Origin of the sequence: Pseudomonas chlororaphis subsp. chlororaphis, assembly GCF_003945765.1 — a bacterium.
GTDB lineage: Bacteria > Pseudomonadota > Gammaproteobacteria > Pseudomonadales > Pseudomonadaceae > Aquipseudomonas > Aquipseudomonas chlororaphis.
This window is the reverse complement of the sequence record NZ_CP027712.1, coordinates 4,572,240-4,587,128: the sequence shown is the minus strand read 5'-3', so window position 1 is coordinate 4,587,128 and position 14,889 is coordinate 4,572,240. Positions and strand designations below refer to the sequence as shown.

The following is a 14,889-nucleotide window of genomic DNA, read 5'->3' as shown; positions in this document are numbered from 1 at the left end:
CAACTCCCGTGGGGTAGGGGATTTACTGAGAATCAGGCGCTGATTACAATGATAATCATTGCTATTCATGTCCTTCCCTCCCTTGAGTGCACACCTTGAAGTCATCCTGTCCGCGTGCCCGCCGTAAAACCCTGATCAAACACCTGTTGCCGACACTGTCCTGTTGTCTGGTCGCCAGCCCGCTGTGGGCACAGGAGGCGGTCGAACTGCCGACCACCGATATCCAGGCCGATCGCCTCAGCCAGGACACCGGCTACACCACCTCGCAAGCCAGCACGGCGAGCAAAAGCAATGTGCCGATCAAGGAAGAGGCGCAGTCGATCAATGTGGTGACCCAGCAGACCCTGGCCGACTATCAGGTGCACTCGCTGAGCGATGCCATGAAGTTCGTCAGCGGCGTCAGCCAGGGCAACACCCTGGGCGGCTCCCGGGACTCGCTGGTCAAGCGCGGTTTCGGCACCAACGACGACGGCTCGATCCTGCGCGATGGCGTGCGTTCCAACCTGGGGCAGAACTTCAGTGCCACCACCGAGCGGGTCGAAGTGCTCAAGGGCCCGGCGTCGATGCTCTACGGCGCCCTGGAACCCGGCGGCCTGGTGAACATCATCAGCAAGCAGCCGCAGTATTCCCAGAGCACTACCCTCAGCGGCTCGGCCTACAGCGAAGGCGGCGGCAGCATGGCCCTGGACACCACCGGGCCGCTGGGCGATACCGGCCTGGCCTACCGCCTGATCGCCGAGCGCGGCCATGAGGACTACTGGCGCAACTACGGAGTCAACGAGCACACCCTGGTGGCGCCGTCGCTGACCTGGACCGGCGAGCGCGCCAGCCTGACCCTGAACTACGAATACAACGACTACTCCAGCCCCTTCGACCGCGGCACCGTGTTCACCAACGGGCACCCGGCGGACATCGACTACGACAAGCGCCTGGACGAACGCTGGGCGAAAAGCGTGGGCATTCGCGAAGTGGCCAGCGCGCGCTTCGAGTACCAGCTGAGCGACGCCTGGAAAACCCGCGTCACCTACGGCTGGAACAACGACCGCTACAGCCTGTCGATCGCCCAGCCCAGCAGCCTGACCGGCAACACCCTGCGCCGGGCCGCCAACGGCGCCCACTACGACGACGAAACCCGCTACGCCAGCTGGGATTTCATCGGCCAGCAGGAGCTGTTCGGCCAGCGCCATGACCTGCTGGTGGGCGTCGACAGCGAGCACTCCGACCAGTACCGCGGCAAGACCTACCGCAACACCGCCCAGGGTGGTTTCAATATCACCGCGCCGGTCTACGGCAACCTGGCCGAGCCGAGCCTGGTCAGCGCCACCCAGAGCAACCTGCGCAACCAGCTGACCTCGAGCTCGCTGTACTTCAAGGACAACTGGCATTTAAGTGAACAGTGGATCCTGGTCTTCGGTGGTCGCCAGCAGCATTACGACCAGTACAGCGACCAGGGCCTGGGCAAGAGCTACAAGGTCAACCGCGACAGCAATGGCGATACCTTCGTGCCGTTCCTCGGCCTGGTGTTCAAGGCCACCGACAGCCTGTCGCTGTACGGCAACTACAGCCGTTCGTTCAAGCCCAACACCGACGTCGATGACGCCGGCAATACCTTCGATCCGGAAGAGGGCCGCAGCTACGAGGTGGGCGCCAAGTACGATCCGCTGCCGGGCCTGAACATCAACCTGGCGCTGTACGACATCGAGAAGAAGAACGTGGTGACCACCACCACGGTCAATGGCGTGAGCCTTTCGGAAGCCGCCGGCAAGGTCGGTTCCCAGGGCGTGGAGCTGGACGTCACCGGACGCATCGCCGAGCGTTGGGACCTGATCGGCACCTACGCCTACAACCACACCGAGATCCTCGACGACCCGAGCAACGAAGGCCACCGCCTGGCCAACGCGCCCAAGCACACCGCCAGCCTGTACCTCAGTCATCACCTCAACGTACCCGCGGAATTCGGCGCCTGGCACGCGGGCGGCGGCGCCCGTTATGTCGGCGAGCGCGCGGCCAACAACGCCAACGATTTCTGGCTCAGCAGCTACACCGTGGCCGATGCCTTCGTGCGTTGGGAGTCGCCGCTGTTCGGTTACCAGACCAGCTTGCAGTTCAACGTCGACAACCTGTTCGACAAGCAGTACTACCCGTCGTCCACCGGCAGCCAGCTGCAGGTCAACGTCGGCGAGCCACGCACCGCACGCCTGAGCGCCAGCGTGACCTTCTGACAACCCCCGGACCGCTGCGCGTCGCCCTGCGGGACGGCGCGTCGGCGGCACCCGTTTTGCCGCTGCCTTTATTCCCCCCGAACATTTCACTCTTCATGGCATTCCCGCCAATCTCCCGGCTTTGCCCACCCGCGGCCCGACTCCCCGCGGCCCGGCGTCAAGAAAGCCCTGGCCCGGTCGATAGTTGAAAGGCGAGTTGGGCTATTTGCCACTATCGTTGCTGACTGAACCGCTCGCCGAAGGCGGTCATCCTGTTTTGCCCTCTGCCGTTTTTCTTCCCGCCCCGTACATGGAGTAAGAGTGCATGGCTTTCCCCCCACGTTTTCTCGAGCATTACCGCAAAGCCGACCGCATCATGATGGGCCTGATCTGGCTGATGTTCGCCTATGCGCTGGGCCTGGCGTTCTGGCACGACACCTTCACCCAGGCGCTGCTGGTGGGCGGTGGCACCACCCTGGTCCTGAGCCTGCTGTACCGCGCCATCAGCGGCACGCGCCTGATGCGCTGCTGCATCGCCATCGGCTTCATGCTCATGGCCGCGCTGCACATCAACCAGGCCAAGGGCCTGATCGAAGCGCACTTCGGTATTTTCGTGCTGCTGGCGGTGCTGACCTTCTATCGCGACTGGCTGCCGATCCTGCTGGCAGCGGTGACCATCGCCCTGCATCACGTGCTGTTCCATGTGCTGCAGCACCAGGGCTTTCCTGTCTACGTCATGGCCCATCACGGCGGTTTCGGCATGGTGGCGGTGCACGCCTTCTATGTGGTGGTGGAGACGGTGATCCTGCTGTACCTGGCGGTGCACAGCCATGCCGACGCGGTGGAGAGCCAGGACATGTTGGACAAGATGCTCGCCGCCACGTCCCAGCTGACCGTCGAGGTTCATCAGGGCGAAAGCGCCAAGGTGCATGTGTCGCTGGCCCAGCGTTTCGACCATTTCATGCAGCAGATCACCGCCCTGGTGGATGGCGTGGTGCGCGACACCCACGGCTTGCGCGAACTGGGCCAGGACCTGGCGAAAACCAGCCAGACCCTGGAGCAGGGCGCCCAGCACCAGTTGACGGAAATCACCCAGATGACCGGCTCCATGCAGCGCATGGGCGATGCCATGGGCGACATCGCCGTGCATGTCGAGCAGGCGGTCGAGCGTGCGGGGCAGGCCAGCGCGCAAATCAGCCGCGGCCAGCAAAGCGTCGATCGCGCCCAGGCGGAAATCACCCAGTTGGCGTCCCGCATCAACGGCACCAACGAAACCGTGCAACGCCTGGCGGGGCAGGCGCAGCAGATCGGCAACGTGCTGGAGGTGATCGGCAGCATCGCCGCCCAGACCAACCTGCTGGCCCTCAACGCCGCCATCGAGGCCGCCCGCGCAGGCGAGCAGGGCCGTGGTTTTGCCGTGGTCGCCGATGAGGTGCGCAACCTGGCCCAGCGCACCGCGCTGTCCACCCAGGAAATCAAGACCATCATCGAAGCCCTGCAACAGGGCAGCCGCCAGGCCGCCGAAGCCATGCACGACAGCCACGAAGGCGCCCAGCGCTGCGTCGAAGACAGCCGCCAGGCCTCCGCGATGTTCCAGGCCGTCGGCGCCGATATTTCGCATATCGACCAACTCAACGGCCGCATCGTCAGCACCACCCGCGAACAATCCAGCGCCAGCCTCGACATCGTCGGCCGCCTGCACTCGGTCCAGGCCATCGCCCAGAACACCGCTGACGACATGGGCAGCCTGGCCCTGAGCAGCCAGCGCCTGCCACCGATCGCGATCCGGTTGGAGGCGTTGGGGCAGACGTTTCATAAGTAACGGGGGGGGACGCCTGCTTGCCGACAGGCAGCGGGCGCCATCACTGCTGCTGGTTCGCAGGCCCTGACTGGAATCCGGACTACAGGTTATTCAGACCGGTCAACGTCAATCTCAGAGTTCTCCAAGTTTCCAAGGGCGAGCCGTTTCGCCAACTTGAGATATCGACAACCTGAGTGTCGTTACACCGAAACATCACATCGACATTCACGGAGATGGATGACGTTTATCAATGAAGAACAACATCACTGACTTTACCGAAGACGAATTTGTCAGCTATCTGAAAGAACTGCTCACCGCTAACAAGACCGCAACCGACGATGTACTTGACGACCTTCTAGAGAAGTTCTGCGAGATTACCGGTCATCCAGACGGCACCGATTTGATTTACTACCCGGAGGACGGTTCAAGGGGAACCGCTGAAGACATCGCGCGCGTTGTGAAAGCATGGCGTGCCGCGCATGGTTTGCCGGGCTTCAAGGCGTGATGTCTTATCTGGTTGAGCACCAAACAGAAACGATAAAAAGCCCCGCTCATGCGGGGCTTTTTCATGGCCGGGAACGGGTCAGCCCGGAGGCAGGCTGGCGCGTATCTGGCTGACGCGTTGTTTCACGTCTTTCCAGGGCGCCTGGCCCGCCAGATCCTGGCGCAGGAAGCGCAGCAGGTCGGCGATCTGCTGGTCGTCGAGGCTGTGGCGGAAGGCGGGCATGTAGCCCAGTTCCGGGTTGGCCGGCTGGGCGATGCCTTCGAGGATCACGCGGATCGCGTTGTCGGGGCTGTCGGCGTAGAGGTTGCTGTTGAGGGCCAGGGAAGGGCGCACGCCGGTCAGGGTCGGGCCTTTTTCCTGGGCGTGGCAGGCCATGCAGGCCCCCGAGAACAGCCGGGCGCCGGGGGAGCCTAGGGGCTCGGTGCGTTGCTCGGCCTGGTGGTTCAGGGTGGCGGCGCTGGCTTGCGGGGTGCTGGCCGGCTGCAGGCTGGACAGGTAATGGGCGATGGCCTGCAGGTCGGCGTCCGGCAGTTGCGCCAGGCCTTCGTGGATCACCGGCGCCATGGGGCCGGCGGCGACGCCATGGCGCGGGCTGTAGCCGTGGCGCAGGAAGTCCAGCAGGTCCTGTTCGGTCCAGGCCAGCGGGGCATTGCCGCCGACCAGGGCATGGGCGCTCCAGTCTTCGGCAACGCCGCCGCTCAGGTGGCGCCGGCCGCCGCGTTCGCCAAACAGCGGGTCGCGGGGCGAGTGGCAGGCGCTGCAATGCCCCAGGCCCTCGCTCAGGTAGGCGCCACGGTTCCACTGGGCGCTGCGCCCGGGATCGTCGGCCATGGCGCCGGGCCTGAGGTAGAGCCAGTTCCAGGCGAGGATGCCCGGGCGGATATTGAAGGGGAAATGCAGGTCGGTCGGCGGTGGCTGGTGGCGGACCGGCGGCTGGCTCATCAGGTAGGCGTAGAGCGCCTTGAGGTCTTCGTCGCGGGTCTTGGTGAAGGCGGTGTAGGGGAACGCCGGGTACAGGTAACGCCCGCTGCGGTCGATGCCGTGGCGCATGGCGCGCTCGAAGGCCGGATAGGACCAGCTGCCGATCCCCGTCTCGGGATCGGGGGTGATATTGGTGCTGTACAGGGTGCCGAACGGGATGCGCATGGCCAGGCCGCCCGCGTTGCGTGCCCCGCCCGGCGCGGTATGGCAGACCGCGCAATCGCCCACGGCCGCCAGTTGCTCGCCCCGGGAGACTTGCTCATGGCTGAAGTACTGGGTGTCGTGATTGTCCAGCGGCGCGATAGCTGGCTGCCAGCTGAGAAAGGCGCCTGCGGTGGCAACCAGGCTCAAGGCGGTCAGGCTCCAGCCGGCGATGCTCTTGAATTTGCTCATGGGCGGGCCTCCTGGCCAGGGCGGTCAGTGTCGGGAGCTCGCTGCAAGGCTTGCAACACCCGCTCCGGGGTAAAGGGCACTTGCCGCAGGCGCACGCCGACCGCGTCGAAGATCGCGTTGGCGATGGCCGCCGCGCTGGGTACCGAGGCCGACTCGCCGGCGCCCATGGACGGTTCTTCCGGGCGGTCCAGCAGCTGCACATCCACCTCGGGCAATTCGTCGAAGCGCAGGATCGGATAGCCGCCCCATTCCAGGGAGGTGCTGCCGGAGCGGTCGAAGCTGACGTATTCCTTGAGCACCCGGCTGCACGACTGGACGATATTGCCGTGCACCTGGTGACGCACGCCGGCCGGGTTGACCATGCGCCCGCAGTCGTGGCTGACGAAGATCTTGTCCAGGCGAATCTGCCCGGTGCGCCGGTTGACGCTCAGGTCGCAGACCCACGCGGCCCAGGCGGCGCCGAAGCCGGGGAACTTGCTGTGGAAATAACGGGCATAGGCAAAACCCCGGCCCTTGACCCATTCCTGCGATGCCGGCGCGGGGTGGCGGTGGGCGCTGCCGTCCTGCCAGTCGGCCTGTTTTTTCAGCGCCTCGATCAGCGCCAGGGCGCGCGGGTCATCCAGGTAGCGCAGGCGGAAGGCGATCGGGTCCTGCTGGGCGATGTAGGCCAGCTCGTCGATCCAGGACTCATGAGCGAAGACATTGGGCAGCGCGGAGACCCCACGCATCCACGAGGCGCGAACGATCGGCGCGGCGTCCTGGCAGACGATGCGCATCTGTGGGAAGCGGTATTGCGGGATCGCCGTGCGGTCGCCCATCTGCTGGATGTCGGGACGGTTGGCGACGGTGCCGGTGAGCAACAGCGCCAGGGTGCGGGCGTTGTTCGAGGGGTAGCAGGTTTTCAATTCGTAGGCGGCCACCTCGCGTTTGCCGTCGAGGCCACCGCGGACCTGCATCAGCTGCGCGGTGCCCTTGGGTTCCCAGCCGGCCTCCTGCTCGCGCATCAGTTGCACCCGTACCGGGCGCCCGACCGCCTGGGAGAGCAGGGCGGCGTCGGCGGCCACGTCGTCGGCGCAGTTGCGTCCGTAACAACCGGAGGCCTCCATGCGGTTGACCTGCACCTGTTGCGGCGCGCGCCCCAGCAGCAGGGCGATGTCCTTGCGCAGGTCATGGGGGTTCTGGCTGCCGGTCCAGACCTCGGCGCGCTCGGCGTCGACCATCGCCACCGCGCAGGACGGGCCGATGGAGGCATGCAGGTGATAGGGCCAGACATAGTCGACATTGAGCGGGCTGTTGAGCTTGCCCAGGCTGCTGTCGATGCCGGGATCGTCGCGCAGCACGCGATCCTGCTTGGGGTGGGCCAGGAGCGTTTCACGCAGGATGTCCGGCCGCAGGTCGGGCAGCGCGTCCCAGGGTTTCCACTGGACCTTGAGCTGGCGCATGGCGTCGATGGCCTGCTCCTCGCGCTCGGCGACTATGCCGACAAAGTCACCGATCACCACCAGTTTGACGATGCCCGGCAAGTGCGCGATGGACGCCGCGTCCATCGCGATCAGCGCGTGGCCCAAGGGCGCGCTGGCGTCGGCGCCGGGGTAGGGCGGGCGTACCACGCGGCCGTGGAGCATGCCGTCCAGGCGCAGGTCGTGGACATAGGTCAGCTGGCCGCTGACCTTGGCCGGGATGTCCACGCGCGGGGTGGACTGGCCGACATAGCGACCGGCGCCGACCGCCTTGAGTTCGACGCGCGGGTCCAGGGGCAGGTGCAGGTCCTGCCCGCGGGCCAGTTCGGCGTAGCTCAGGCGTCGTGTAGGGCGAGCGCTGGCGTAGATCTGTCCGCGCTCGACCCGCAACCCGGCAATCGGCTGGTCGAGGATTTCCGCCGCGCCTTCCAGCAGCCACTGGCGCAACTGGGCGGCGGCCTGGCGCAGGGGCAGGGCGCTGACCTGGAGGGTCGCGCTGGCGATGGTCGGGCCCTGGTCCGGGGTGCTGGCGGTGTCGCCGAGGATCATCCGAACTTGCTCGAAGTCGACATCCAGTTCGTCGGCGACGATCTGTGCCAGCGCGGTGCGTACCCCGGTGCCGAGATTGACATGACCGCAGAACGCGGTCACGCGGCCGTCGGCGCCCAGGGCGATAAAGCTGTCGACGTGGTCCGGCGTCGGGTCCGCTGGCAATGCGCTCGTGTTAAGAGTCTCGGCCGTGGCCAGCAAGGGTTTGGGCAGCAGGGTGCTGATCATGATCAGGCCGCCGGCCTGGAGCAGGCGGCGACGGGTCAACGGCAGGTCGTTCATGGCCGCCCCCGCTCTGCCAGCAGTTGGCGGGCTCGTGCCGCCGCTTGCAGGATCTCGAAGTGCGCGCCGCAGCGGCAGAGGTTGTAGGCCAGCTCGTTCTTGATTCGTTGCTCGTCGGCCTCGGGTTCGCGCTCGAACAGCGCCACCAGGGTCATGATCATGCCGTTGCTGCAGTAGCCGCATTGCGCGGCCTGTTCATCGATGAACGCCTGTTGCACCGGGTGCGGGCGCTCTTCCTGCACCAGGCCTTCCAGGGTGGTGACGTGTTTGCCTTGCACGCTGGACAGCGGCAGGGTGCAGGAGCGGGCGGCGATGCCGTCCACCAGCACCGTGCAGGCGCCGCATTGGCCCAGGCCGCAGCCGTACTTGGGGCCATTGAGGCCGAAGTCGTTGCGCAGGGCATACAGCAATGGGGTGTTCGGTGGCAGCTGATCCAGTAAAAGGCGGCGGCCGTTGAGGGTAAAAGTCATGGCAGCTGGGGTCCTGTGGGTGAGTGGCGTGGCGCGTTGAGAACGCGGCAGCGGTCAGGGCAGGTGTGAGCCGGCAACGTGTCCCGGTCAGGGACTGGACAACCAGGTTGCGCTCAGGTGCTGGGCAGATTTGCGGGGGCGAAGCATGCGGGGTTTGAGCTGGTCGATAAATAAGACGATTCTGGTTTTTTGTAGGCCAAAGCCAGGGGGGATTCGGTTTTATCTGATCCGATACGTTAGAAAAATGATGGCTAGTAGCCATAATTGCCGCTTGTGACAGCCTTGGTCACGGCGTAGGATGCGCGCCCTGATCAGCCTGGCTGAACCGTTTTACCCGAATGCGACATGGATTGTTATGACTCACTCCCCCCGTTTTTTCTCGCCGTTGCTCATCCTGGCACTGGCGACGATGCCGGCTTTCGCCGATCCCGGTGCCCAGCGTGCCGAGCTGCTGCAGGTTTACCGCCAGGCCGTCGAGCATGACGCCCAGCTGTCCGCGGCGCGCCACGAGTACCAGGCCCAGCGCGAAAGCGTCCCCCAGGCCCGGGCCGGTTTGCTCCCCACACTCAATGCCGGCAGCACCGTGGAGTCGGTGCGCCTGGAGCGGGATGAGCCCGGTTTGACCCGCACGCGCAGCACCAGGGTATTCCAGGCCAATCTCAACCAGCCGCTGTTTCGTGCCGATCGCTGGTTTCAACTGGAGGCCGCCCATGCCAGCACCGCCCAGGCCGAGCTTGAATTGAGCGCGAAGGAGCAGGGGCTGGTGCTGACCACGGCCCAGGCCTATTTCGAAACCTTGCGTGCCCTGGACCTGCTCGCCGCCTCCAAGGCCGAGGAAGCGGCGCTCAAGCGCCAGCAGCAACAGGCCCAGGCCCGCCTGGAAAACGGTGCCTCGAGCATCACCGATGTGCTCGACGCCCAGGCCGCCCATGACAATGCCGGGGCCAATCGCAAACTCGCCGAGCGCAAGGTCGACGATGCCTTCGAGGCCTTGTCCCGCCTGACCCGCCAGGACTATTCGACGATCGAGGGCATTCAGCATCAATTGCCGGTGGAGCTGCCGGTGCCCAATGATGCCAACGAATGGGTCAGCCGCGCGGTGCACCAGAACCTGGCGTTGCAGGCCAGCAGCTACGCGGTGCTGGCCGCCGAACAGACCAACCGCCAGCGCAAGGCCGGTTATGCGCCGACCGTCGATGCGGTGGCGTCCTGGCGCAAAGGTGAAAACGACAGCTTCGGCTACAGCAACCCCACCGATTTCGGGCGCGATGGCTATCGGGGCAATGTCACGCAAAGCAGCATCGGCCTGGAGCTGAATATTCCGTTGTACTCCGGCGGCATGACCCGCTCGCAGGTGCGCGAGGCGACCGAGCGGCTGGCCCAGAGTGAAGACGAGCGCGAGGACCGTCGCCGTGAAGTGGTGCAGAACACGCGCAATTTCTACCGCGCGGTGAATTCCGATATCGAGCAGGTCATTGCCCGGCGGCAGACGATTCGTTCCGGCCAGGCCTCGGTCAAGGCCAACCAGGTAGGGCGGGACCTGGGCTCGCGTAACACCGCGGATGTGCTCAATGCCCAGCGTCAGCTGTACAGCGCGGTGCGTGAGTACAACAACGCGCGCTACGACTACATCATCGACACCCTCAAGCTCAAGCAGGCGGCGGGAACCCTGAGCCCGAAGGACCTGAGCGATCTGGCGATGTACCTGACGAAAGACTACGACGCCGATCGGGATTTCCTGCCACCGCAGGAGCGCAAGGCGCTCTGACAGGCGACTCATACATCTGAGTGAAATAAATCTCAATCAATGATGTCGTATTGATACTAATTGTTTCTTGTTTGATATAACATCTTGAAATATTAGGACTTTACGGCCGCAACGCGGCATGCATGGAAGCTTATGAGCGAACAAGGAAGGGGCGCCGAGTCGCCCACGCCAGACACTGGCCTGGTCTGTCTGGTGATGCTGGCCCGGTTTCATTCGGTGGCGGCGTCCGCCGAGCAACTGGCCCACGAATTCGCTCCAGAGAACCAGCCGTTCACCCAGCGCGAACTGCTGCTCGCCGCCCGCAAGCTGGGGCTCAGGGCCAAGTCGGTCAGCACCTCCATCGCGCGCCTGGAGCGCACGCCATTGCCGGCGATCGCGGCCGATGGCGACGGCAGGTTTTTCATCATTGCCAAGCTGGACCAGGGCCAGGCGCTGATCCAGGACCCGCGTGCGGATCGGCCTGAGGTGATTTCCTTCGAGGCCCTGGCCGCGCGCTGGACCGGCAAGCTGGTGCTGCTGCGCTCCGAAGCCGGGTTGCCGGGGGAAACCTCGCGGTTCGATTTCACCTGGTTCATTCCCGCCATCGTCAAATACCGCAAGTTACTGGGCGAGGTGCTGCTGGTGTCCTTTGCCCTGCAGCTGTTTGCCCTGGTGACGCCGTTGTTTTTCCAGGTGGTGATGGACAAGGTGCTGGTGCATCACGGGTTGACCACCCTGGATGTCATCGCCGCCGGGTTGCTCGGCATCATGCTGTTCGAGTCGGCCTTGAGCGGTTTGCGCAGCTACGTGTTCGCCCATACCGCCAGCCGGATCGATGTGGAGCTGGGCTCGCGCTTGTTCCGCCATCTGATCAACCTGCCGCTGGCGTATTTCCAGGCGCGCCGGGTCGGCGATTCGGTGGCCAGGGTGCGTGAGCTGGAGAACATCCGCAGCTTCCTGACCGGCAACGCCATTACCTTGTTGCTGGACGTGCTGTTCTCGCTGGTGTTCATCCTGGTGATGTTCTACTACAGCGGCTGGCTGACCCTGGTGGTGCTGTTGTCGCTGCCGCTGTACGTGCTGGTCTCGCTGTTTGTCACGCCGTTGCTGCGCGCCCGCTTGCAGGACAGTTTCACCCGCGGCGCGGAGAACCAGGCGTTCCTGGTGGAGACGGTGAACGGCATCGACACGGTGAAATCCATGGCCGTCGAGCCCCAGGCGATTCGCAAGTGGGACAACCAGATGGCGGCTTATGTCGCGGCTGGGTTCAAGACCCAGACCTTGTCCACCATCGCCAACGAGAGCGTGTCGCTGATCGGCAAGCTGGTCACGGTGGCGACCCTCTGGCTGGGCGCGCGGCTGGTGATCGACGGACAGCTTTCGGTGGGCGAACTGATCGCCTTCAACATGCTGGCCGGCCGGGTCAGCGGCCCGATCATGCGCCTGGCGCAGTTGTGGACCAGCTTCCAGCAGACCGGCGTTTCCGTGCAGCGCCTGGGCGATATCCTCAACACCCGTACCGAGCTGTCCCAGGCGACCCGCAGCGCCTTGCCGCCCCTCAGGGGGCAGATCGAATTCGACCAGGTGCATTTCCGTTATCGCGCCGACGGCTCGGAGATCCTGCGCGGGATCAACCTGCAGATCGCCGCCGGCGAGGTGATTGGCGTGGTGGGGCGTTCCGGTTCGGGCAAAAGCACGCTGACGCGCCTGCTCCAGCGCCTGTACGTGCCCGAGCGTGGGCGGGTGCTGGTGGACGGCATGGACCTGGCGCTGGCGGACGTGTCCTCGCTGCGCCGGCAGATCGGCGTGGTGTTGCAGGACAACATGCTGTTCAACCGTAGCATCCGCGAAAACATCGCCCTGAGCGATCCGGGCGCGCCGCTGGAAACGGTGATGCATGCCGCCAGCATGGCCGGGGCCCACGAATTCATCCTGGAGTTGCCCGAAGGCTACGACACCATGGTCGGGGAACATGGCACCTCGCTGTCCGGCGGCCAGCGGCAACGCATCGCCATCGCCCGGGCCTTGATCGGCAACCCGCGGATCCTGATTTTCGACGAGGCCACCAGTGCGCTGGACTATGAGTCCGAACGGATCATCCAGCAGAACATGCAAAGCATCTGCGCCGGGCGCACGGTGATCATCATCGCTCACCGGTTGTCGGCGGTACGCGACGCCAATCGCATCCTGGTGGTCGACCGCGGGCAGATCGTCGAGCAGGGCAACCATGCCGAACTGCTGGCGCACCAGGCCGGCCACTATTCGCGCCTGCACCGCATGCAGCAGGGCTGAACAGCGCCCGATTCACAGGTTATTTGTTCGGCCGCCGCCCTCGCCGCAGGGGCGGGGCTGGATGCCATCCGGATTCAAGGACCGATTGCCCATGAGCGCCACTCCTTCGTTATTGCAGCGCTACCGCGACGCCTGGCAGCACGCCTGGCGCCAGCGCAAAAGCATGGACAGCGTGCAGCGCCTGCCCCATGAGGCGCAGTTTTTGCCCGCCGCCCTGGAGTTGCAGGACGCCCCCGTGCACCCGGCGCCGCGGATCTTTATCTGGAGCATCCTCGGCTTTGCCGTGCTGGCCTTGCTGTGGGCCTTTATCGGCAAGATCGAAGTGGTGGCGGTGGCGCCGGGCAAGATCGTGCCCAATGGCAAGACCAAGCTGATTCAGTCCAGCGAAACGGCGGTGGTCAGGGCGATCCACGTCAGTGACGGCCAGGCGGTGAAAGTCGGCGAACTGCTGGTGGAACTCGACCCGACGGCGGCGGATGCCGACGTCAGGCGGATCCAGAGCGAGCTGCTGGCGGCCCGCGTCGACAGCGCCCGGGGCGCGGCCATGCTCGATGCGATCAACCAGCAACAGCCGCCGGCCTCGCTGCTCGGCCCGCTTGCCAACGCCGGCGCCAACGCCAACCCGGAGCAGGTGCAGAGCGCCCAGCGCTGGTTGCAGGGGCAGTACCAGGAGTACCGCAGCAACCTGGAGTTGGTGGACGCGGAAATCCTCCAGCGCAGCGCCGAAATCCAGTCGGCCCAGGCCCAGGTGGCCAGCCTGCGGCAAACCGTGCCGATCGCCACGCAATTGGCCGAGGACTACCGGCGGCTATTGGAGCAACAGTACGTGGCGCGCCACGAGTACCTGGAAAAGGAGCAGGCGCGCCTCGACCTGCTGCGCCAGCTGAGCGTGCAGCAGGCCAGTGTCTTGCAGTCCAGCGCCGCCCAGGCCGAAGCGCGGCGCCGGCGCGAAGGCGTGGTGGCGCAGAACCGCCGGGCCATGCTCGACCTGCAACAGGAAGCCAATCAGAAAGCCGCGAGCCTGGTCCAGGAACTGGCCAAGGCCCGTTACCAGGAAACCCTGACCAGCCTCAAGGCCCCGGTGGACGGCACCGTGCAACAACTGGCGATCCACACCGTCGGCGGCGTGGTCACCCCGGCCCAGCCGCTGATGGTCATAGTGCCAGCGGACCAGCCGGTCGAAGTCGAAGCGATGCTGGAAAACAAGGACGTGGGCTTCGTCCGCGCCGGCCAGCCGGTCACGGTAAAAGTGGAAACCTTCACCTTCACCAAGTACGGCACCGTCGACGGCGAAGTGCTGAATGTCTCGAACGACGCCATCGAAGATGAGAAGCGCGGGCCGATCTACAGCAGCCGCATTCGCCTGAAGTCCGATCACCTGATGGTCAATGGCCAACGCGTGGCGCTGTCGCCGGGCATGTCGATCACCGCGGAAGTGAAGACCGACCAGCGCCGGGTGATCGACTACTTCCTGAGTCCTTTGCAACAGCATGTGGATGAGAGTCTGCGCGAGCGCTAGGACGGTTGAAGTGAAGTTCCCGGCGTATCGCCAGGCATCAATGATTTTTTCAGTGTGTGGGGAATAACCGGTATGGCCAGATCCGTAAGTCGAAGTCTGTATTGGCTTGGTGCGGGAGCGGCAGTCGTGCTGCTTCTGTACTCCTTGCTGCCAACCACGCAAGACAGCCCCTATATGAAACTTCACTCAACGGGGGAGGGCAGTGTTTTTACCGGGTGTGAGTTTTCATCCATCCAGCACGACGTGCCTGCCTTTCGATTCTCCATGAGCCCGCAGGCCTGTCGCCTGGTGCGTTATGACGGCAGCAGCGGCATCGAATTCACCCTCGAGTATCCAACGGCAGAGGTGGTCAGCGACGACGCCAAGGGCAGCCGTTACCCGATAGCCTTGTTTATCCAACGTATCTCCATGGAAGGCTTCGACGCCGATAGGCACCTGCGCGGCAAGCATCCCGTGGCGCTGTCGGACGGGGTCGAGGGTTATGAGGTCGGTGGTTTTCAGGAGCGCAAGTTCACAGGGAAAGACGGTGTCTCGGTGTATGTCTCGGACTACGTGGCGACGGTCCGGGCGAACCGCCTGTATGGCAGCGGATTATGGGTTTTCTACCAATACCCAAAGGAACTTACGGATGTAAGGGCCGTGGACGATTTTGTTCTCGGTGCCCTCGGTAATGTATTGGCTGGATAAGG

General features: G+C 64.7%; 10 protein-coding genes. 7 read left to right on the top strand and 3 right to left on the bottom strand.

Translation table 11 applies throughout. The features are described from left to right. Nucleotides 1–95 precede the first annotated feature (95 nt). From C4K27_RS20635 to C4K27_RS20625, 3 genes are all read left to right on the top strand, one after another. Nucleotides 96–2,222: a TonB-dependent siderophore receptor gene (locus C4K27_RS20635; RefSeq protein ID WP_053261945.1), complete on the top strand. Its 2,127-nt coding sequence runs from the start codon at nt 96–98 to the stop codon at nt 2,220–2,222. Nucleotides 2,223–2,526: 304 nt separating this feature from the next. Further along, nucleotides 2,527–4,023 carry a methyl-accepting chemotaxis protein gene (locus C4K27_RS31620; RefSeq protein ID WP_053261944.1) on the top strand — a complete coding sequence of 499 codons (1,497 nt, stop codon included), beginning with the start codon at nt 2,527–2,529 and terminating at the stop codon, nt 4,021–4,023. 229 nt (nt 4,024–4,252) lie between these two features. Further along, the gene (locus C4K27_RS20625; RefSeq protein WP_053261943.1) at nt 4,253–4,507 is read left to right on the top strand and encodes a bacteriocin immunity protein; all 255 of its coding nucleotides are present in this window, start codon (nt 4,253–4,255) and stop codon (nt 4,505–4,507) included. 78 nt (nt 4,508–4,585) lie between these two features. Here C4K27_RS20625 and C4K27_RS20620 read toward each other — a convergent pair whose 3' ends face one another. From C4K27_RS20620 to C4K27_RS20610, 3 genes are read right to left on the bottom strand one after another with little or no spacing between them, the layout of a single operon-like run. Further along, nucleotides 4,586–5,881 (bottom strand): cytochrome c, encoded by a 1,296-nt coding sequence (locus C4K27_RS20620; protein ID WP_053261942.1) that lies wholly within the window; start codon nt 5,879–5,881, stop codon nt 4,586–4,588. Beyond that, entirely contained in the window at nt 5,878–8,172 is a 2,295-nt protein-coding gene (locus C4K27_RS20615) for a xanthine dehydrogenase family protein molybdopterin-binding subunit (RefSeq protein WP_053261941.1), read from the bottom strand. Before C4K27_RS20615 ends, C4K27_RS20620 begins: the two co-directional genes overlap by 4 nt. Further along, nucleotides 8,169–8,642: a (2Fe-2S)-binding protein gene (locus C4K27_RS20610; RefSeq protein ID WP_053261940.1), complete on the bottom strand. Its 474-nt coding sequence runs from the start codon at nt 8,640–8,642 to the stop codon at nt 8,169–8,171. Before C4K27_RS20610 ends, C4K27_RS20615 begins: the two co-directional genes overlap by 4 nt. A 355-nt stretch (nt 8,643–8,997) precedes the next feature. On the opposite strand from C4K27_RS20610, the gene C4K27_RS20605 reads away from it, so the two are divergent. From C4K27_RS20605 to C4K27_RS20590, 4 genes are all read left to right on the top strand, one after another. Next, entirely contained in the window at nt 8,998–10,410 is a 1,413-nt protein-coding gene (locus C4K27_RS20605; protein ID WP_053262096.1) for a TolC family outer membrane protein, read from the top strand. Between the two features lie 132 nt (nt 10,411–10,542). Beyond that, nucleotides 10,543–12,681: a type I secretion system permease/ATPase gene (locus C4K27_RS20600; protein WP_053261939.1), complete on the top strand. Its 2,139-nt coding sequence runs from the start codon at nt 10,543–10,545 to the stop codon at nt 12,679–12,681. A 91-nt stretch (nt 12,682–12,772) separates the two neighbouring features. Further along, entirely contained in the window at nt 12,773–14,200 is a 1,428-nt protein-coding gene (locus C4K27_RS20595; protein WP_053261938.1) for an HlyD family type I secretion periplasmic adaptor subunit, read from the top strand. A gap of 126 nt (nt 14,201–14,326) precedes the next feature. Next, nucleotides 14,327–14,887 (top strand): hypothetical protein, encoded by a 561-nt coding sequence (locus C4K27_RS20590; protein ID WP_242627815.1) that lies wholly within the window; start codon nt 14,327–14,329, stop codon nt 14,885–14,887. Nucleotides 14,888–14,889: the final 2 nt, after the last annotated feature.

What these genes read in the sequence shown, in the direction of transcription:
- C4K27_RS31620 (WP_053261944.1), top strand. Translation starts at nt 2,527, where the DNA reads ATGGCTTTCCCCCCACGTTTTCTCGAGCATTACCGCAAAGCCGACCGC.
- C4K27_RS20625 (WP_053261943.1), top strand. Translation starts at nt 4,253, where the DNA reads ATGAAGAACAACATCACTGACTTTACCGAAGACGAATTTGTCAGCTAT.
- C4K27_RS20620 (WP_053261942.1), bottom strand. Translation starts at nt 5,881, where the DNA reads ATGAGCAAATTCAAGAGCATCGCCGGCTGGAGCCTGACCGCCTTGAGC.
- C4K27_RS20615 (WP_053261941.1), bottom strand. Translation starts at nt 8,172, where the DNA reads ATGAACGACCTGCCGTTGACCCGTCGCCGCCTGCTCCAGGCCGGCGGC.
- C4K27_RS20610 (WP_053261940.1), bottom strand. Translation starts at nt 8,642, where the DNA reads ATGACTTTTACCCTCAACGGCCGCCGCCTTTTACTGGATCAGCTGCCA.
- C4K27_RS20605 (WP_053262096.1), top strand. Translation starts at nt 8,998, where the DNA reads ATGACTCACTCCCCCCGTTTTTTCTCGCCGTTGCTCATCCTGGCACTG.
- C4K27_RS20600 (WP_053261939.1), top strand. Translation starts at nt 10,543, where the DNA reads ATGAGCGAACAAGGAAGGGGCGCCGAGTCGCCCACGCCAGACACTGGC.
- C4K27_RS20595 (WP_053261938.1), top strand. Translation starts at nt 12,773, where the DNA reads ATGAGCGCCACTCCTTCGTTATTGCAGCGCTACCGCGACGCCTGGCAG.